General features: G+C 34.1%; 18 protein-coding genes. 6 read left to right on the top strand and 12 right to left on the bottom strand.

The features are described 5' to 3' along the window. Positions 1-193: 193 nt before the first annotated feature. On the bottom strand, positions 194-967 hold the full coding sequence (locus WAX78_RS22990; RefSeq protein ID WP_336484365.1) for a YwqG family protein: 774 nt from the start codon (positions 965-967) through the stop codon (positions 194-196). A gap of 248 nt (positions 968-1,215) precedes the next feature. Here WAX78_RS22990 and WAX78_RS22985 point away from each other — a divergent pair, with 248 nt between their 5' ends. Beyond that, on the top strand, positions 1,216-1,377 hold the full coding sequence (locus WAX78_RS22985; RefSeq protein ID WP_336484364.1) for a YjcZ family sporulation protein: 162 nt from the start codon (positions 1,216-1,218) through the stop codon (positions 1,375-1,377). Positions 1,378-1,479: 102 nt separating this feature from the next. Further along, positions 1,480-2,448: a patatin-like phospholipase family protein gene (locus WAX78_RS22980; RefSeq protein ID WP_336484363.1), complete on the top strand. Its 969-nt coding sequence runs from the start codon at positions 1,480-1,482 to the stop codon at positions 2,446-2,448. 108 nt (positions 2,449-2,556) lie between these two features. Here the strand turns inward: WAX78_RS22980 and WAX78_RS22975 are convergent, their stop codons facing one another. The 3 genes from WAX78_RS22975 to WAX78_RS22965 form a co-directional block, all read right to left on the bottom strand. After that, on the bottom strand, positions 2,557-3,267 hold the full coding sequence (locus WAX78_RS22975; RefSeq protein WP_336484362.1) for a class I SAM-dependent methyltransferase: 711 nt from the start codon (positions 3,265-3,267) through the stop codon (positions 2,557-2,559). 251 nt (positions 3,268-3,518) lie between these two features. Then, entirely contained in the window at positions 3,519-3,686 is a 168-nt protein-coding gene (locus WAX78_RS22970) for a DUF3933 family protein (protein WP_336484361.1), read from the bottom strand. A 35-nt stretch (positions 3,687-3,721) separates the two neighbouring features. Further along, positions 3,722-5,170 carry an aminotransferase-like domain-containing protein gene (locus tag WAX78_RS22965; protein WP_336484360.1) on the bottom strand — a complete coding sequence of 483 codons (1,449 nt, stop codon included), beginning with the start codon at positions 5,168-5,170 and terminating at the stop codon, positions 3,722-3,724. A 245-nt stretch (positions 5,171-5,415) separates the two neighbouring features. Between WAX78_RS22965 and WAX78_RS22960 the strand changes: the two genes are divergently transcribed. Both WAX78_RS22960 and WAX78_RS22955 read left to right on the top strand, forming a co-directional pair. Then, entirely contained in the window at positions 5,416-6,030 is a 615-nt protein-coding gene (locus WAX78_RS22960; RefSeq protein WP_336484359.1) for a LysE/ArgO family amino acid transporter, read from the top strand. Between the two features lie 228 nt (positions 6,031-6,258). Continuing rightward, entirely contained in the window at positions 6,259-7,227 is a 969-nt protein-coding gene (locus WAX78_RS22955; RefSeq protein ID WP_336484358.1) for a DMT family transporter, read from the top strand. A 160-nt stretch (positions 7,228-7,387) separates the two neighbouring features. Here WAX78_RS22955 and WAX78_RS22950 read toward each other — a convergent pair whose 3' ends face one another. The 4 genes from WAX78_RS22950 to WAX78_RS22935 form a co-directional block, all read right to left on the bottom strand. Then, on the bottom strand, positions 7,388-8,065 hold the full coding sequence (locus WAX78_RS22950; RefSeq protein WP_336484357.1) for an MgtC/SapB family protein: 678 nt from the start codon (positions 8,063-8,065) through the stop codon (positions 7,388-7,390). 702 nt (positions 8,066-8,767) lie between these two features. After that, entirely contained in the window at positions 8,768-9,772 is a 1,005-nt protein-coding gene (locus tag WAX78_RS22945; protein ID WP_336484356.1) for an LCP family protein, read from the bottom strand. Positions 9,773-10,199: 427 nt separating this feature from the next. Beyond that, entirely contained in the window at positions 10,200-11,048 is an 849-nt protein-coding gene (locus tag WAX78_RS22940) for a YitT family protein (protein WP_336484355.1), read from the bottom strand. Positions 11,049-11,090: 42 nt separating this feature from the next. Beyond that, positions 11,091-11,987, bottom strand: a complete 897-nt coding sequence (locus WAX78_RS22935; protein ID WP_336484354.1) for a LysR family transcriptional regulator — start codon at positions 11,985-11,987, stop codon at positions 11,091-11,093. Positions 11,988-13,233: 1,246 nt separating this feature from the next. Between WAX78_RS22935 and WAX78_RS22930 the strand changes: the two genes are divergently transcribed. Beyond that, positions 13,234-14,016: an alpha/beta fold hydrolase gene (locus tag WAX78_RS22930; RefSeq protein WP_413789229.1), complete on the top strand. Its 783-nt coding sequence runs from the start codon at positions 13,234-13,236 to the stop codon at positions 14,014-14,016. 299 nt (positions 14,017-14,315) lie between these two features. Here WAX78_RS22930 and WAX78_RS22925 read toward each other — a convergent pair whose 3' ends face one another. Further along, complete coding sequence (locus WAX78_RS22925) at positions 14,316-16,139, bottom strand: acyltransferase family protein (RefSeq protein ID WP_336484352.1); 1,824 nt, start codon at positions 16,137-16,139, stop codon at positions 14,316-14,318. 399 nt (positions 16,140-16,538) lie between these two features. Then, complete coding sequence (locus WAX78_RS22920) at positions 16,539-17,672, bottom strand: MFS transporter (RefSeq protein ID WP_336484351.1); 1,134 nt, start codon at positions 17,670-17,672, stop codon at positions 16,539-16,541. A 99-nt stretch (positions 17,673-17,771) separates the two neighbouring features. Here WAX78_RS22920 and WAX78_RS22915 point away from each other — a divergent pair, with 99 nt between their 5' ends. Continuing rightward, entirely contained in the window at positions 17,772-18,623 is an 852-nt protein-coding gene (locus WAX78_RS22915; RefSeq protein ID WP_336484350.1) for a LysR family transcriptional regulator, read from the top strand. 47 nt (positions 18,624-18,670) lie between these two features. Here the strand turns inward: WAX78_RS22915 and WAX78_RS22910 are convergent, their stop codons facing one another. Next, the gene (locus tag WAX78_RS22910) at positions 18,671-18,799 is read right to left on the bottom strand and encodes a hypothetical protein (protein ID WP_336484349.1); all 129 of its coding nucleotides are present in this window, start codon (positions 18,797-18,799) and stop codon (positions 18,671-18,673) included. 341 nt (positions 18,800-19,140) lie between these two features. Next, complete coding sequence (gene rfbG / locus WAX78_RS22905) at positions 19,141-20,223, bottom strand: CDP-glucose 4,6-dehydratase (RefSeq protein ID WP_336484348.1); 1,083 nt, start codon at positions 20,221-20,223, stop codon at positions 19,141-19,143. Positions 20,224-20,243: the final 20 nt, after the last annotated feature.

Genomic DNA, 20,243 nt, shown 5'->3' with positions numbered 1-20,243 from the left:
ATTTTCACAAAAAAGAAAATCCGATTTTTTACAATTACAAATCGCATTAAAGTTAAAAAATGACTTACACATAACGTAATTCAAACGACGATAAACTAGCTATTCATTCTTATACAAATGAATAATGCCCAAACAACTCAATTCAATTATAAAAGCAGCTTCCGTTATACACGTGAAACTGCTTCTTTTTCTTTTATAAACTTTGCAAAATACAACAAGCTTTCTCAAAACGTCGCTGCTTTACATCTTCATTTGCAATACAGAAATATAACATTCCCATATCACCCCACATCATGTTCAAATGTTCCTCATCTGAATCTACTTGAAATAATAATGTTATCTCGCTATGATGTACACCTAAATATTCCTGTGCTTCTTCAAACACTTCTGTTTGAACTGAAAATGGTGTACCGAAAATTTGATGATTGTCATAGTGATCAGGTATTAATTCCTCTAACAATTGTAAGAAACGATCCGAATCATCTTCGTCCTCAATAAACAAATCTGGAAGTTTTTGCCCTATTTCAAATGTAACCCTACATTGAGTATATTGTGCCTTCACTTGATTCGTTTTTTGTACATCATCTATTTCTCCTTCATAATATAAAATACGCCAACCTTCTTTTACATTTAAATTTCCATATACTTCGCAAAAGGCTTCCTGCTTATCATCAGCAAAATAGAAAAAATATAACATGCCACTTTGAGGCAAATCATTCTTCATACCTACAGCTTGAAGTTCAGCTAAATTAAACTGTGCAACAAAATGAAGAGGATGCCCTTTATATGTAGGATAGTCTAACGTTGTTGGTAAATCGGGATATCCTCCCATTTTTGAACACCCTACTGGTAATACCTCTTCTTGTTTTGGTACTACTTTTATACATTCAAATGCTGTAGCCAACAACTCATCTTTTATATGAGTCAATTGATATTTTTCAATTAATTCTTCAATATGTTTCGTCATAAAAACTCCTTATTTAACTTAATTTCCTACATCATATCACAAAATTTAATCGTATTTCTTTCACGTTTTTCTTTATTCATATCTATACCCATTATGAAAAAAGGCTTGTTCGTCATAATCGAAACGTTTCCTTATTGCATAATATACAGTATTCCTACAAACATGCAATCTCATCATCACTTGTAATACACCCTCATAAACTTCACTTTGTTCACCCAAAAATTTTTCATATTAAGGAGGAAATAAGTATGGGTTACGGATATGGCTATGGCCCCGGTTGCGGAGGATTCGGATACGGTGGCGGAGGATTCGGATGCGGATGCGGATTCGGCGGTTTTGCTTTATTAATCGTTTTATTTATCCTTCTCATCATCATTGGAGCTAGCTGCTTTGGCGGCTTTGTCTGCTAAGTAAACTTTAACAACTATTGTAAAAAAGCACGCACTTGCCGTGCTTTTTTGCTGTTTATTTCATATACAAAAATAAATAATGAATCGAAAGGAATTGTTTTCATGAAAATAGATGGTGTCTTTGAAGGAGGCGGAGTTAGAGGAATTGCACATGTTGGAGCAATCTGCGCATTAGAAGAGCATAATTATGAATGGGAGCGAGTCGCTGGTACATCAGCTGGTGCTATTATCGCAGCGCTTCTTTCCTGTGGATATACAGGAAAAGAGTTAAAAACAATTATAAATGGTGCTGATTATACAAATTTCATTACAAAAACATGTATAGATAAAATCCCTATTATCGGAAAAGGAATAAATGTATGGGTTAAAATGGGGATGTATAAAAATGATTTTATAGAACAATGGTTAGAAGATTTATTATCTAAAAAAGGTGTGCATTGTTTTAGTGACTTACCTAACCCTGAAGGCTTAAAAATTATTGCTTCCGATATTAGTAATGGTAAAATGGTTGTTTTCCCCGACGACTTACTACATTATGGATTTCCTAATAAAAAATTTTCTATTGCAAAAGCAGTGAGAATGAGCGCTACAATCCCTTTCTTTTTTCAGCCTGTTAAATGGAAAACTCCTAAATGGAAGCAGCCTTGCTATATAGTCGACGGAGGCATTCTCAGTAATTATCCGATATGGATTTTCGACTCACCAAATATTCCACGCTGGCCTACCTTTGGATTTCATTTTGTGAAAGACGAAATTCAAGCTGAACCTGTTCATTACGAAGAACCTATTTCGATGTTTAAAGGGCTATTTAAAACAATGATGCAAGCCCACGATTTACGCCATCTCAATACAGAAGCAAGAGCACGTACTATTAAAATCCCTACTGGAAATATTACTAGTACCAACTTCCATTTAAGTGATGAAGAGAAAGAATGGCTTTATCGCTCTGGTTATCAAGCAGCTGAAAAGTTTCTACACTCTTGGAACTTTAACCAATATATAAACCGATATCGAACTGGATCTCCATCTAGTACTACAAGTAGTCGAACCAATACTATCGATAAACATTGAACTACCCCCACCTATGTTCTTCGATTCTCTCTGAGTCTTGAGGTAGGGGTCTTACTGCCCGCGAATAGCGGGATAAAGTGAATTTTCCAGTTAGCGTGGAAGAGAGATTCATGCATTTTCAAATTTTTTTCTTACACAAAAAGTAATTGCGTTTGTTCTTAATAACACGTGCCTTTCATCCCTTACAATTCTATACTCAAGAGGCTTTACTACTACGCGTAATTCTTCCCACCCTATATATATCTTACGCAACATATAAAGCATTTCTTCTGTTGCCAGATTTACTTCAAATAAAGGATCTAATTTTACATTCGTGTCCATATCGATTTCCTCTACACTGGAATTCATCACAATATAATTAATCCCTTTATCTTTCGTACCCGTTTTCATATTATGTAATACATTCTCAAGTTCACTCTTGGAAGGAACATGTTCTAAGCTAGATACTGCCACAATATATTCATATTCATTTGCAGTAATTTGATAATGTTCAATAGTACTCTCTACAGATTGAATACAATCTGCAACACCAAAATCATAACTATACTGCTTCAATCGATGCAATGCTGACGACAGCAGATCTACACATACTACTTTCCCTGTTTTTATTTTTTGGGCAATTGGCATACTGTTTCTGCCAACCCCACACCCTAAATCCAACACAGTAACATATTGTTGTTCTTTGAACAAATTCATCATTTCAATAACACCCGAAACTGGCCTATGTAACCATGACCCTTCTTCAAATAACTTATAATTAGCATAACAATGTTCGTGATACTTTTTTTCTTTCTGTCTTATATATTGTGTTCGATTCATTTCTCGTTTCATCTCCTCTACTATGCAACACATATTTACATTCTCATACTGGTATGTAATTCCCTCTCTAAATCAAAATCCACTACAAAAAAGCAAAACCAGTATCTCAAATAAATCTTTCATCAATGGAAATTTTACGAGCAGTTATTCTACACTTGTCTTCTTTATTCTCTCAAAATTTTGAAGTAGTGGTCTTGGATAAGCCATTTCCCAAGTGTAAAAAGATGGTAGCTATAATGGCTACCATCTTTTTACGGATATTGTAATCCTTCTGCTTCTTCCTCTGTAATAACGATATAACGTTCTCCAGTTCTTAACCCTAACAGTTCTGCCTTTTCAATTGCCTCTTGCTTTGTTTCTGCATAAGCAGCTAAATATTTTGTTTCATTTATCACTTGGCAAATTACATAACGTTTCATCTTCATTCTCCTTCTACATTAATCTGTCATATTCATTATTTTATTTCTTGGATAATTTGTGCAAGCTTCTCAATTCCGCTTTCAATATCGTCTAATGATGCATATGAGTATGAAATTCGTAAATATTGGTCAGAATTTCGATCATACAAATTTCCTGGATTGAGCAAGATTCCTGCTTTTAAAGCCTTATGAAACAACTCCTGTATAGAAAACGCGGGGATTATATGCAGCCATATATAAAAACTACCTTTTGGTATATTCCAGGTTGCAATATGCGAAAAATGCTTTTCCAACGCCTGTAACGCAACTTCTCTGCGTGTTTGCAATTCTTTTCGAATATAACCTAAATGTTCTTCATACAACCCACTTAAAAACCAATGAGCAGCAACTTGTTGCGACAAAGAACTAGATCCATAATCTGTCTGCATCTTTATATCTGCTAAGCGTCCAATCACCGGCTCTGGCCCTACAATCCAGCCAATTCTCAGCCCAGGACTAACTGTCTTAGACATACTTCCTACATAAAGAACATTCCCATTTTTATCATATGCTTTCAATGGTTTTGAAGGCAAAGAGTCAATCCACAAATCTTGATACACACCATCTTCTATTATAGGCAATCCAATCTCATTACAAGTTTCCATAAGAACTTGTCTTCGCGCTTCATTCATTAAAATACCAGTTGGATTATGAAAAGAAGGAATCGTATAAAGAAGTGAACCATGGAATTGTTTTTTATATTTTGAAACAAGCGTTGGTTGTACTCCGTTTTGATCCATTGGGACCCCAATTAACCGCATCCCTGCAGACTGAAAAATATTAAGAGAAAATAAATAAGAAGGCTTTTCTACTAGAATCGTTGCCCCTTTCTGTAATAGTCCCATAGAAATTAACTGCAAAGCCTGTATGCCACCCGATACAATTAAAATAGATGAAGAAGATGCCTGTATGCCTAACGTTTTTAAATATTTCGCTAGCTGTTCACGCAGTAAAATATCTCCTTTCGGTTCTTCATAGCCCAAAGGGATGCTCTGCTGCAAAAGTTTACTCATAATGCGTTGTGTCTTCTCTTGTGGCAAAAGTTCTGGCGAAAGTTCACCTGTTCCTAATCGAATCATGTTAGAATCAAATTCAGCTCGGTTAATCTCTTGAATCGTTGGTAAATTAGGATAATGAAGTCCTGTCTCAACATACGAATCCCAATCAGGCAGCGCTGAAGAAACTAGCAAGTCCCATGTATTGCTAATCACTCTTGTTCCTCGTCTCCCGTTGCCTTCGATTAACCCTTGAGCAACTAACTCATCCAATGCTGTTACAATTGTACTTCGATTCACTCTAAATGCATCGGCAAACGCTCGTTGAGACGGTAATTTCGTCCCTATTGTCCACTCCCCATTGACAATTTTCGTTTTTATATATCCTTCAATTTGTTTATACAAAGGAATAGGAGAAGATATATTTGGCTTCCATTCAAACCATTCCATTAAATCACTCCAACTAGCTTTTTATACTTATAGTATATATTTTGGTTGGTTCATCATCCAACCATATGGATGGATACAATTGATATTTTCATTTATATAATAAAACAAAACTTCCATCAGTTAGGAGTTTCTACTGATAAAGAGCTCTCATCAATCTTGATTTTATGAGCAATGTTCTCTGCTTCCTTTAAATTTTGACATAGGAATGCGGGATAAAATTATAATTCTACATAGGAGGAGATCAAATGGGTGAAGCAATACTTCACGGAATTGTTCTTGCATTCGGACTTATTATACCTTTAGGGGTGCAAAATGTATTTGTTTTTAATCAAGGTGCCAGTCAATCTACCTTATTGAATGCTGTACCAGTTGTTATAACAGCGGCAATCTGCGATACTATTTTAATCTTAATTGCTGTGCAGGGCGTATCTCTTATGCTGTTAACATTTTCATGGTTAACAACTACACTCTATATAATAGGGTTTTTCTTTCTTCTTTACATGGGCTGGGTGATATGGAAAAGTGAACCTACTGTTTCCCAAAATGAAGTACAAACGATGACAATCCAAAAACAAATTGTATTCGCAGCTTCTGTCTCTTTATTAAATCCACATGCCATTTTAGATACGATTGGAGTAATTGGAACAAATTCTATTCAATACATAGGTGCTGAAAAATGGGCTTTTTCCTTAGCAACAATTTTTGTTTCTTGGATATGGTTTATAGGATTAGCCATTGCCGGACGAATGCTAGGAAAAGTAGACTCCTCCGGAAATAAAATCAAACTATTAAATAAAATTTCTGGTGTTATTATTTGGGGAGTTGCGTTTTATATGTTAGCAAAGCTTGTCATAAAGTGAAACTTCCATCAGTGGGGGGCTTCATCCCCCACTGATGGTTAGTTGAACCAATCGGGCTCTTACGGGCAGTTATCCCCCCACCTATCTTCTTCGCTTTCTCTAAATCTTGAGGTGAGGCTCTTACTGCCCGTTAGTGCGGGATAAAGTGAAACAGCCGCTTGTATCATCAGAAAAATCAGTTTATTATAGAAGAATTACTGGATTCACAGATGAATTGAGGTGAACGAATTGCGTCCCATTTTTTTAGGTGTTTGTGCAGCATTCTTTTTCGCTTTTACATTTGTTCTAAACCGAACTATGGAATTATCCGGCGGAAGTTGGATCTGGAGTGCGTCACTTCGATATTTCTTTATGGTTCCGTTGCTTTTACTTATTGTTATGAGTAGAAAAAATTTACGTCCTCTTCTAAAAGTCATGAAAGAACAACCCAAAACATGGATTTTATGGAGCATTGTAGGATTTGGATTATTTTATGCCCCTCTTTGCTTCGCAGCAACATATGCACCAGGTTGGCTAACTGCCGGGACATGGCAAATTACAATTATTTCAGGTTCATTACTTGCACCATTATTTTCAGAAACGATTGAAACAGCAGATGGTCCAATAAAAGTTAGAGGTACCATACCATTTAAAGGTCTTGCGATGTCACTCATTATTCTTTTTGGTATCACTCTTATGCTAATAGAACAAGCAAATCACATTTCTTTAAAACATGTATTATTAGGTGTACTTCCTGTACTCGTTGCTTCATTTGCTTATCCACTTGGCAATCGTAAAATGATGGAAGTATGTACAGGGCGTCTAGATGCATATCAACGTGTATTAGGTATGACATTAGCTAGTTTACCATTTTGGATTTTGCTATCAATATATGGTTTCATTACTGTTGGTATGCCCAGCAAAGAACAGACAGTTCAATCTAGTTTGGTTGCTATTTGCTCTGGAGTAATCGCAACTGTACTATTCTTCCATGCAACTGATCTAGTGAGAGGCAATATGCAAAAATTAGCTGCTGTCGAAGCAACTCAGTCTATGGAGGTATTATTTACAGTAGTTGGAGAATTAGTTTTATTAGCATCTCCATCCCCTTCTGCCTTATCCTGGTTTAGTATGTTTCTTATCATGCTTGGTATGATTTTACACAGCTATATTTCACAAAAAAGAAAGATTACTCATAATCAGGAAATTAGCGCTTAAGACTTACAATATCCATGTAAAAGGCCATGATAACATTACCTCATCGGATGTTGTCATGGCTTTATTTTTCATTTTAAAAATGTTCCAAATTACTTATATACATCTGTTGTTTATACAGAATTTGATGTCCAAATTCTTGGGGTTTCATATTACTACTAACTTATCTACTTTCGACTTCCACTGAAACGCTTTGTTTCATCTCTTTTAAAGAGGTATATAAATCAGTTGTATATAACTTTTCAGGAGCTGATACCATCATTTCTAATTGTTGATAACCGCTATCTATATCTTTAATTTTCACACGTTTCACTTGCAAATTTAAATGCTTAATTTGTGTAAAAATTTGATTTAGCTCTTGATGCTTATTAACAACTATTTTTACTGATAAATCCCTTTGCCTCAAAGAATAAGGTCCTGCTAATTTAATAAGATATGGAAATACATTAATTGCCAAAATAATTAAGACCATTGCCACAGCTGCTTCTAAGTAAAAACCGGCGCCAATCGCAATTCCTAAGCCTGATGCCGCCCAAACCATAGAAGCAGTTGTTAATCCAGAAATCACATCATTATTTCTCCGTAAAATAACACCTGCACCGAGGAAACCAACTCCACTAACAATTTGTGCTGCAAGGCGCATAGGATCCATATTCGTATGCCCTGGTGATGAATATACATTTACTGATTCAATAGACACAATCGTAATTAAACAACTTGCTACCGAAATTACCATACTCGTTTTTACACCAAGCGGTTTATTCTTCAGCTGTCTATCAATTCCAATTAATAGTCCAAGAAAGAGCGCTAGACCTAGTTTGAGTAAAAATTCAAATGTCATATTCATTTCTCCTTATTCAATTAGTATGAAATTTTACTGTTTTAAACTCTTTTTTATCATTTTAGCCAAGAAGACTCCTTCCTCAATTTGTGTGAAGGTGCATAGCACCAACAAATAGGTGGGAGATGAATTGGCTTTTTTGCGTAGCGAAACATATACTCCTATGTTATAATTTTCCATGTGCAAGTTGTACTTTGAAAACTGAACGTATGAGGTTGTAGCAGGTACTTATTGGCTCTGCTATGTAAAATGTTCAAGCCTAAGAAGTAGCCGAAGACGCATTGATGATTCTTAGGAATCTTGCAGTAGGCTCATAAGCAGTCCCAAAAGCTAGACTGATGGGATAGAGGGGTTGGGTGTCTATAGCACACCATTGTGTCAACTCCACTAACGTTAAGCGTTCCGCAGTGTTCGATACGTTAGAAACCCCTACTTCAAACGAAGTTAAGTAGGGGAGTATTCATGGTGAAATAGTAACTATAACTGCTTTATACTTTCAATATTAGTCCTTTCTTTTCCTTTTTAAATTATTTCCTCAATTTTATTCGTAGACTCCGCTTCTTCCTCCCATTTTATAGTTAACTATCAAGCAAACGTTTCATTAAAATATCCTTATCATTTTTTCAAAAATAAATATATCGAACTTTAAAAGATGGCTGATTCAAATAGAAAAAGGTTGGCTTTTCGCCAACCTTTTTCTATTTATTTAGATACTGATTTCTCCGTAATACCCAGATGTTCATTCAATTGTTTTGATATTTCTTTTACATTTTGTTCATTTGGTTGGTAATAATAAATTCCATTAATACGTTTGTCTGTGCCCTGTACTTGCATTTTTTCGATGTTTAAGTCTGTCCCTGCCATATTTTTCGCAATCCCTAGCATGTCATCGAATGTTAAGTTTGTTTTTAAGTTTTTATCAACTGCATCTAATAATGAGCTCAGCTTTGTGATTGATTTAACTGATAAAGCTTTTTTTGCAATTGCTTCGATCACAAGTTGCTGTCTTTGACCACGCATTGCATCGCTATCGATTTTACGTGTTCTCGCTAACGCAAGCGCTTGTTCTCCATTTAAATGTTGATAACCTTTTTCAAGATGGATTGCACCAGCTTGGTCTTTGCTGTCTTGTTCAGTAAAGGTAACTGGCACATCAATATCAATACCGCCAAGTGAATCTACTATTTTAATAAAAGATTCAAAATTAAATTTCACATAATAATCAACAGGTACATTTAAAAAACGTTCAACTGTATCACGTGTACTTTCCACCCCACCAAATACGTGCGCATGTGTAATTTTATCTAATTTTTTTCGTGATGGAATATATACACGCGAATCGCGAGGGATACTGACTAATTTTACTGATTTATCATCTTTGTTAATGGTTGCTAATAACAAAGCATCAGTGCGAACAGCTTCACCGTATTGGCTTTTTCTTTGTTCGCTTTCATCTACTCCCATAATTAAAATAGAAATATTATCTTTTAAAGGTGCCACCTCTTTATCACGTTTACTAGACTTATTTATTTCTGCATAAGAATTACTTACAACCGCTTTTGCCTTACTATATATAAATGAACTGTAACTTATCCCGCCAATAACAAGAAGTAAAAAGGGAATTATCAGAAACCATAAAAAGCTTCTTTTTTTGGAACGCATGTTTTTCTTTTCACTTCTACTCGTTGCTTCTATATCTTCTGTCATTTCTACTCTCCTTTCGAAACACTTTCCCTTACTAGTTTAATTGAAATGTAGCATTCTTTGTATCGAATTACATTTCATTCACCTTACATTTTTGTAAGGATTTTTAAATGCTGATAATACCTCTTTACAACATAAAAAGTAACATCGAATTGTTATAACCTGATAAGAATTTAATCTAAAAACGAATATTTTTGGGGATTTTCAAATGTTTTTTCTTATTTGGCACTATTTCCAACAATCTTTATAGAATCATTTCAATCTTAGAACTACAGCAATTTCTTATACACAAATAGAAAAAACTGCATTTTTTACATAATTATAAACCTTCGAACTATCTCCACTTCCATATTATTAAATTTATACATTATTATAATTTTAATATTGAGATAAAAAAATCTGACCCTCAAACATTTGAAGGTCAGATTTGTTAACTCGCTTTAAAGCCACCGCCTAATACATCACGTACATCATGAATAACAACAAATGCATTTTCATCTTTTCTACTCACGACTTGTTTTAATTGAACGAGTTCTTGTTTATTAATAACAATATATAATACTTCCTTATTATTTCCTGTATAACCGCCTCGTCCTTCTAACACTGTTACACCGCGCGTCATGTGCTTCATAATCGACTCTCGAATAACATCTGGATAGTTTGAAATAATTGTCACAGCTGTTCTTGTATCCATTCCTTCTACAATAAAATCAATGACCTTCGCACCAATAAAGACAGCTACAAGTGTATACATCGCTTTCTCCTGTCCGATAATAAACACTGAGCCGGCAATAACAACGATATCAATAATTAATACGCCTTTCCCGACACTCCATCCTAAATATTGATTTGCTAACCTAGCTATGATAGCTGAACCACCTGATGTGCCACCTGCCCGAAACATAAATCCTAAACCAACCCCAACAAAGCTCCCTGCAAAAAGAGCCGCTAATAATGTATCATTATTTACCGGAGTTGCAACGCCTTCTGTGATATATAAAAAGAAAGATGTAGATAATATACCAAGAATTGTATATACCATCGTTTTCTTATCAAAAAATTTATAACCGATTGCAAGTAAAATAGCATTCATTATAAAGTTTACAACACCAGGAGACCAGTCAAACAAATAGTAAGTAATAACAGTAAGACCGATAATTCCCCCTTCTGATAATCGATTTGGAATAGCAAAAAAGTTAATCCCAATCGCAAATAATAATGATCCAACTATAACAAGTAAAATCTCTTTCGTACGTTCATTCATTACATTTCCTCCCATCTATGCCTTTACATGTATGTTATAATTCAACATCTTAGGAAACTAAGTTGTCGCTCTCCATTTCTCTGCATGTTTCTCTATCATTTCAATTAATTTTTTCATCGCCGGAGTCAACCATTTATTTTTATGGTATGCGAGTTCCGTTGTAACAAAATCCTCACTGTATATCCATGGAAGCGCGATTAACTTGCCACGCTCAATTTCCTCCTTAACCGTAATAAGCGGTAAATACGATAACCCTAATCCGCACATGACAGTTTGTTTAATTGCCTCAATACTCCAAAAGTGAATACTTGAGCAATTAACGCCTTCCTTTTTTATCCACTTTTCTAATAAGTCTCGATAACTTCCCGGCTCTGTAAGTAATAACATTTCTCCTTCTAAATCAGCAGGAGTAACGATTTTTTGTTTTGTTAGCGGGTGCCCTGGCGGAGCAACAAGCACAACTGTTTCTCGAACAAGGGAATGAGTGACAATATCTGAACCAAGCTTTTCCGGATTTGTAAATAAAGCAAAATCAAATTTACCTGACTTTAACTCATTATGTAGCTCTTGGCTCTCTGATGGCTGTAAAATGATATGAACTTGCGGATATTTCTTTTTAAATTCATATAATATCACAGGCAATCGATATATCATTAAAGACTCGTTTGCCCCAATACGTATCGTCCCTGATGGTTTACCGTTCATTTGAGATGATTCCAGCGCCTCATTTGATAATTCTAATATTTTTTGCGCATAAGAAAGCATGTGCTCTCCTACTTCAGTTAAAATCACCTTTTTACCAAGACGATCAAACAAGGGGCTTCCAATTTCTTCTTCTAAGGATTGAATATGATTAGTGATTGTTGATTGTGTATATCCGAGCCATTCTCCAGCCCGTGTAAATCCACCGCTTTCCGCTACAATAATAAAAGTTTTCAAATGACGTAACTCCATAATGCCACCTCCTGTTGTACAATCGTTATTTCATCTTTAATAACATAAATTACGGTTTACATTATATAGAAAGGTTACATATACTTTTCTAACATCAATTTATTGTTATACCTATATTTCCATAAGAACCAAAATTGATGTTACAAGATATGCAATACCAAAGATAAACATGTGTTGTATTCATGTAAATTTTTATAAATGACTTTTCTCTGTTATATATAAAATACATACAGTAAAATTTGTCCCGAAACACTCATGAAGCTAACTATTTTCTTAGAAATAGTTAGCTTCATGGACAACCTTATATACTTTTAACCACGTATACTCGAATCGAAAACGATTGATTCCAAACTTAAGCTGCTAGTTTATATAAATGTCCAATCTCAAATGATGTATACAGCATATAAAGAAACTACATAACATTTCCTCTTCACACTCACCTAATCGCTATTATATATTTAGAATAAGAATAAATAAAATGAATTATTTTAATAGAAATCATTAAAAAAAATGATAGATTAATTAAAATATAAAACATGCCATTAAATTGGCATGCTTCTCTACATTATATATTATACAATTTTCTAAAAAATACTGCCCAAATTATAAAGTGACACTTCCATCGGTAGGGGTTTTCTTCATCCCCCACCTATCTTCTGTAGAAAAGCGGAAGCGGCTCGCCCAGAATCGCAGGACGCCCGCGCCCAAGGCAGAGAGGCGCTTTTTGCCTCGTCCGAGGCCGGGAATTCTAGGGACAACGCTTCTCTCTCAATCTTGAGATAGGATCTTACCTCCCGCGAATAGCAGGATAAATTAAAGCTCACTTATCACTACTAAGACCATGTCGACAAGTTATCTTTACAAACTATATAACCATCTAGTATTATTACCTAGTACTTAAAAATAATAACAAACACCAATACTCAATCTATTAAACATTCAAAATAAAAACAAATTAACTCACCAAAACTTATTTTAATTCGTATATAAATAAATTTTATTTTTCATTATATTAAAAATCGTTCTCGTATACATCCTCAATACAGATGAACATTTCTTATATCATGTTTTCTATCATTATGAATAGTAAGATAGCGACTATATACTGATTTACGATATAGTTTATACACACTGCATTGCTGTACTTGATATCACAAAAATGGTAATTAACACCACATCAATTACCTCTGTTCATTGATAATGATGACATTCTAATAGAACGTATTTTCTTTTTGCAAACATAGACTTGAAAGGGGCATACTTTTTGCAAACACAACAGGATCTTAGTAAAAAAACTATCATATTTATCCATGGACTAGTTGGGAATCGTCGTGCATTTAAAAAAGAATGTAAACTATTTTCCTCATCTTACAACATCATAACGTATGATTTACTCGGTCATGGTGACGATAAAGGAGAAGCAATTGATTTTTCTTTAGATCGATTAGTACAGCAATTAGCAAATCTTTATGAAAAAGAAGGAATCCAGCAAGCTCATATTTGTGCCCTGAGCTATGGATGTTATATTGCCACTATATTTGCTCATAAGTACCCAGAAAAAGTATTAAGTCTTTGCCATATTGGAGGTCATTACAATAACCCCTCTAAGTTATTTAATGTCTTTCAAAAGTTTTGGGACAAACGAAATAATGAGTACTCTTCTTGGCTTTCTCAGTATGCAAGTACTATATTTCCAAGTGGCATTCTAAAAGCAAATCCATTTGCGATCGTTTCTAAAAATATTTACTATCGATTTGGATTACAATTACACAAATCTATTATTCGAGAATCACTACGCCATCGTTTAGAGTTCGATTTAAAATCCCGATTACGAGAACTTACACAACCAATTCTATGGGTAATGGGAGAACATGATCATCTCTATAAATCTTGTTTATTTGATTTAAAATCTATTCTCCCAAATGTTTCATATAAAGAAATTCCATTGGCTGGTCATGCTGCAAATATATTTCGACCAAATTATTTTTATGATCTTTACTCTCAATTTTTACAAGAAGCATTATCCTAACGTCAATAATTTTATTAAATAAAGAGAGTCGCATTCCATTGCGACTCTCTTCTCATATACAAAACATATTTTAAATGCAACATCGTTTTTTCTATATATAAAAGCCTTTCTCCCTACTAGTTTAATACGAAACTAGCTTTTTTTAGAAGCACTTCAAAAAGTGTACCTTTTTAAACGGTTTTAAATAAAAAAATCTTTTAAACTTAAACATAGTGATACTATCAAATTTAAAAATGGGATTCTTCATGTCTAAGTGAGATCAAGTGGAAAGATTACTAACCTAATCTCACATTATATTCCTACTTATTAATATGCTTCACTACAAGAGAAGCATATGCCTCTGCCCCTGTCTTCGTCAAATGGACCCCATCTGGTTCAAAATATGCTTGCTTCCCAGCGCTTGCTGAATACCAATCAACTAGTGTGATATTTGAGAAATTCTTCGCGGCTTCTTTTAATCTTTCATTAACTAATGATTCCCATGGACGCGGCACTCTTGTATTAATCAATATAATTTTACGTTCATTACCTATTGATTGAATCAATGATGTTATTTGCTCAGTAGTAAATGCTCCATTTGTACCTAATCCAATAATAACGTAATCTCCTAAATTACCCTCTTTTTTCATTTTATCTACCGTGGCGGTCGCTTCAGACATTTGTCTTCCAATCTTCGCGTCGATATTAATATTAGGAATAGCACTTTTCAAATATGGAGATATGTCAATCATAATGGAATCTCCAATGGCTGTAACTGCTGGAGGTTCTTTAGGCTTATTAGAAACAGTTCCTTTTTCTTCTTTATTTTGAGCTGGTTTATCAGTCTGTTCTGTTTGTTGTTTTTCTTCTTTTTGTTCCGTTTGTACTTTTTGTTCTGTTTGTACTGCTTCTATACTAGCTTTTTTAGAATTCGCTTTTGCTTGGCTCCCTGTTAATAAACCGAAACCAGCTGTCACAGAAACCAATAGTGCAAATGTTAAAGCTAGCTTACTACCTAACGCCAAGTTTCTTATTTTTAAGTTATGTAAACGAATATTCTTCAATGCACCTTGACGAATTGGATTTTCGATAAATTTCCACGAAAGCTGTGCCATAAACAGAATAAGAAAAAATTGAAAAATAGCCCTCGTAAACTGAAATCCTCCAGTACTTACTTGCGGACTTGTCAATGTGATAATCGGATAATGCCAAAGATATATCCCATAGGATCGGACACCAAGCCATCGTAAAGGTCTAAACCTTAAAAATGCACTAATTCGGCTAGCTGGATGAGCAAGATTCGCTACTAATAATGCCGTAACAACCGAGAACAGAAACATTCCTCCGCGGTATAGGAATGGGTCATATTGATTTGTCTTCCAAAACATAACGAGAATCACAATAAGAGCAATTCCTCCAATTACATCAAGAACGAGGCGAGCTGATGGAATAATTTTATTAGCAAGCCTACTGCTCGGCCAAATTAAAGCGAGTGCTGCACCAATGAGTAAGGAAAACGCTCTTGTATCGGTACCATAATAAACTCTACTTGGATCAGCGCCTGGTACATATATCATTGCCATTGCGATAGCTGAAGCAATCGCTCCGAGAAAAATAAATAGAGTCATACGTGACTGTTTTTTTATATAGGAAAATCCTAAACTAATTATGAGCGGCCAAACTACATAGAACTGTTCCTCAACAGCTAATGACCAAAAATGATTCAGTGGAGAAAGTTGTCCAAAACTATCAAAATATGATAATTTGTGAAATATATACCACCAATTACTAACATAAAATAATGCTGCTAACGAATCTCCCCACATTTTTCCAAGTAAAGAACTATGAAAAATTGTAATCCATGCTAAGATTATAACAAGCATGATAAGCATTCCTGGAAGCAATCTCCTTGCCCTACGTAACCAGAAATTCTTCAAATCAATCCTCTTATTTTCCTTCCATTCAATAACAAGGAGATCCGTAATTAAATAACCAGAAAGTACAAAAAATACAGTAACGCCTAGGAATCCTCCAGGCATCCACTTAAAATTGAGATGATACAAAATAACACCTAGTATGGCTAGGCCTCTTAGACTGTCTAATCCAACCATATAACGACTATTTTTCTTTAATGGTGTGGGCATTTACAGTCACCCCCCATCTTTTTCTAAAAACTGTGTAAATAGTTACACTATGAAATTCTATCAATTTATACTTAACCAGTATAAACTAAATAAAAAATAAAAGGTTTACAAAAATAGTACAAAATATATTAACAAACATACTTGTTTTTTATAGTAATGTACACAGTACATAAAATTCTATCATGTCATCCGTTATTATAAAACTATTTTTATTACAACATTACAGTTCCCTTATTGTATGTGAAGCGAAAAAGAACGAAATATTCCAAGCAACAGAGGAACGTATTAAATTCTTTAAATAGACCCCAGCATATAAAAATAGTCTAAGTCTAAATATATAATATGACTTAGACTATTTTTATATATTTTGCAAACTAAACTTTACCAATTTATTTTACTCTACTGCTTTCTTATTATTAAAATGAATTGCAATCCAATTGCAACTACTAATATACCAGCTGTAAAGTATGGCAAATCGAAAGGATTTATTCCTTTTTCTAAAAATATACCATTTGCCAGTGTTCCCATTGAACCAGCAAAATAATTAATAGAACTAAGCAAGGCAATCGAAATAGCAGCATGTTCTGGGCTCATTTCGACTAACGTTTTTTGTTGCGTTGCTAACGCTGCCCACCCAGTAGCTCCCCAAAGAATTAAACAGATAGCTACCAAAATCGCTATTTGATGAGAAATCCCCATAAATATTAAAGATGAAAACATGATAACCATTAAATATATTAATATGATTTTAGGTTTCTTATAGAAATCGATAATATATCCTATTATAAAGCTTCCTCCTATGCCACCTATTCCCCACATCCATATAAAGATTACGGATTTTTCAAATCCATAGGAAGCTATTATGAGATCTAAGTATGTGTATAAACCTAAACTACAAAAACTCAATATCATCGTTATGATCATTACAAGTGAAATACCTTTATTCTGGAACATCATTAGTCGTTCTTTTAGTGTTGGTAAATGGGTAGATTTTATCACTGGGAACCTAAACAATAAGGACAATATTCCCAGTACACCGATTACGACAATAAAGAACATTGTCATTCTCCATCCATACATATCCGAAATATATATACCGAAAGGAACACCTATTACAGTTCCTGCACTCATTCCAAGTAATATCATTCCTAACGCTCTACCTCTTTTATTTTCATGAACAAATGTAACAGCTGCCGATGAGGCGAATGGTGAATACAGACCAGCTCCTATACCTGCTATTCCTCTAGAAAGTAATAAAATGATAAAATTGTTCGTAACTGCACTTACTACATTGGCTGATACGAAAATGGATAATGCTATTAATAATGTATTTTTTGCATTCATTTTACTCATCATTGCAGCAAACAAAGGTGCTGCAATTGCATAGCACAAAGTAAATATACTTACTGTCTGCCCCGCTTTACCTATAGATACACGAAACCCATCTGCAATACTAGGTAAAATTCCTGCCATTACATAAGCGTCTACACCTAACGCAAACATACCTATCGCTAATAAGAAGATCTTGTTCAATGTTCATCACCCTTTTGTTAATTATTCCATTTTTTATCATAAAGGGTATAATGAGATTAGTGAAATTAATGTTTAGCATAGGAGGCATGAATTTAACTCATGACAATAGCAAGATATGAAGTATTCCAAAAAGTGGTTGAACTAGGGAATTTCACAAGAGCAGCTGAACAACTTAACATGACACAATCAGCAGTAAGTCATGCTATTTCTAGTCTAGAAAAAGAGTTTGGCTATCCCTTACTACATCGTAATAAGCAAGCAAAGATTAGTAAAACTGCGTTTGCAGATCGTATTCTCCCGCATATCCGACAAATTCTAAACAGTGAAGCTATTATTAAGCAAGAAATATCTCTTCAAAACAATCAACTAGAGGGTACTTTAAAAATAGGTGCATTTACAAGTGCTGCTGCTCAAATATTACCTAAAATGCTATCGCAGTTTAAAAAGAACTATTCAGAAATTAAAGTAATACTATTTGAAGGTACTTATATGGAGATTGTAGAGTGGATTAATAACGGCACTGTAGATATAGGATTCATTATAGAAGAAGATATAAAAAAACAGTTTCAATCAGTACCTATCACAAAAGATGAAATTGTCTTAGGATTACCGAAAAATCATCCACTAGTGGATGAAAAAACAATTGATATAAAAGCAATTTCTAATATGGACTTTATTATGCCAAAAGGTCCCTATCAATCATTAGTCTTAGAAAATTTATCTGCTCATGATGTATTTCCAAACATTATATTAGAAGTACTGAATTGTGAAACGATTGTTAATATGGTTTCACAAAATATCGGGATTAGCATGGGCCCTGAACTATTTTTTAAATCTCATAAAAATATTGCAATAAAGAAACTAAAACAAAAAAAACATCGTCAAATTAGCCTTGCTTTTAAAGAAAAAACTCCTATCATACATGCTTTTTTAGTATGTAATCAGTTATAACAGTATACATGAAGCCACAAACGTATTGTTTGTGGCTTCATGTATACTCACTTTTGTTTCATTTGTTTTGCTAATAATTGTTTTACTTCGTTATATGTTAAACCAGATTTCTTATTCAGCTCTTTCACTTCTTCAATATCAGTGCCAACAACAGTGTATTTTTTCTCTTTGTTCATGCTGCACGTCCTTTTAATTTATGAATTATACTCATTTTCAGCAAATATAATAAGTTTCCGCCTACATGTAAAATTAATAGTATGTTCTCTTATCTATTCCCTAAAATGAATGCTCTCACTCTCCCTTATTCGCTTCTCCTATTTTCTACTACTCAACAAAATAAAAACCAATGAATAAGATAGTTCACTGACTCTCAAACAGCAGAAGTATACTTCAACTCACAAAAATAAACAAAACCTCGAATTATCGACTCTTTACAAGCTTACGTAATTCGAGGTTTATTTTCATTGACGTTCTTATCATTAACTTTCTAACATATGAAGGTTGCTATTGACTTTACTTATGATTGACAATATTGTTGAATTTGCTTTATACATATTTCTCTCATGCTGGTATTTATATTATAATTTTTATACCATTCAACCGTACTGTCTAATGCCTGCTGAAGAGACCATTTTGGGCTCCAATTAAGTTTGAGTTTTGCTTTACTAATGTCGAGATTCAATAATGTTGCTTCGTGAAATTCTTCCTCTTGTACATCTAATATCCCCCAACTACCCGATCCCCAACTCTTTACTATACGAGTAACTACTTCTTCTACTGGGACAATGCTACTTGGAGTTGGCCCAAAGTTCCATGCTCCCGAAAAACGAGTTCCTTCTGTTAAAATTTTTTCCGTTAAAAGTAAATAACCACTTAACGGTTCCAAAACATGTTGCCAAGGGCGCACTGCATGAGGGTTTCTAATTATAATTTTTTGATTCGCTTCCAATGCACGTATACAATCAGGAATGATCCTATCTACAGACCAATCGCCTCCACCAATTACATTGCCAGCTCTAACACTGGCAATAACTTTCTGATGATGCTCATATTTTTTCTCTGGGAAGTAAGAATTTCGATAAGAAGAAACTAAAAGTTCACAGCACCCTTTACTAGAACTATAGGGATCATGCCCACCCATAGAATCATTTTCTCGATATCCCCAAACCCATTCTTTATTTTCATAGCATTTATCACTAGTAACTATAATACATACTTTAACCGATTCATGTGATCTAACTGCTTCTAATATATTTAGCGTTCCCATAACATTTACGTCGTACGTATATTTTGGATGATGATATGAATAGTTAACAAGTGATTGTGCAGCCATATGAAATACAATTTCGGGTTTATATTTACTAAAAACATTATTTAATTTATTAAAATCTCTAATATCTCCCCGTAAATCAATTATGTCACTTTGGAGATTTGTTACAACAAAATTATCCTTTTTATTTTTAGGGTCCAAAGAATATCCTATAACGGTCGCACCCAGTTCCCTCAACCATATCGATAACCAAGAACCCTTGAAGCCTGTATGTCCTGTAATAAGAACCCTTTTTCCTTGAAATACATTATTAAAGTTATGATTTAACAAGTGATTCACACCTTTAAATG

It is taken from the genome of Bacillus yunxiaonensis (assembly GCF_037104695.1).
In the GTDB taxonomy this organism is placed as follows: Bacteria; Bacillota; Bacilli; order Bacillales; family Bacillaceae_G; genus Bacillus_A; species Bacillus_A yunxiaonensis.
This window is presented reverse-complemented; position numbering and strand designations above follow the sequence as displayed.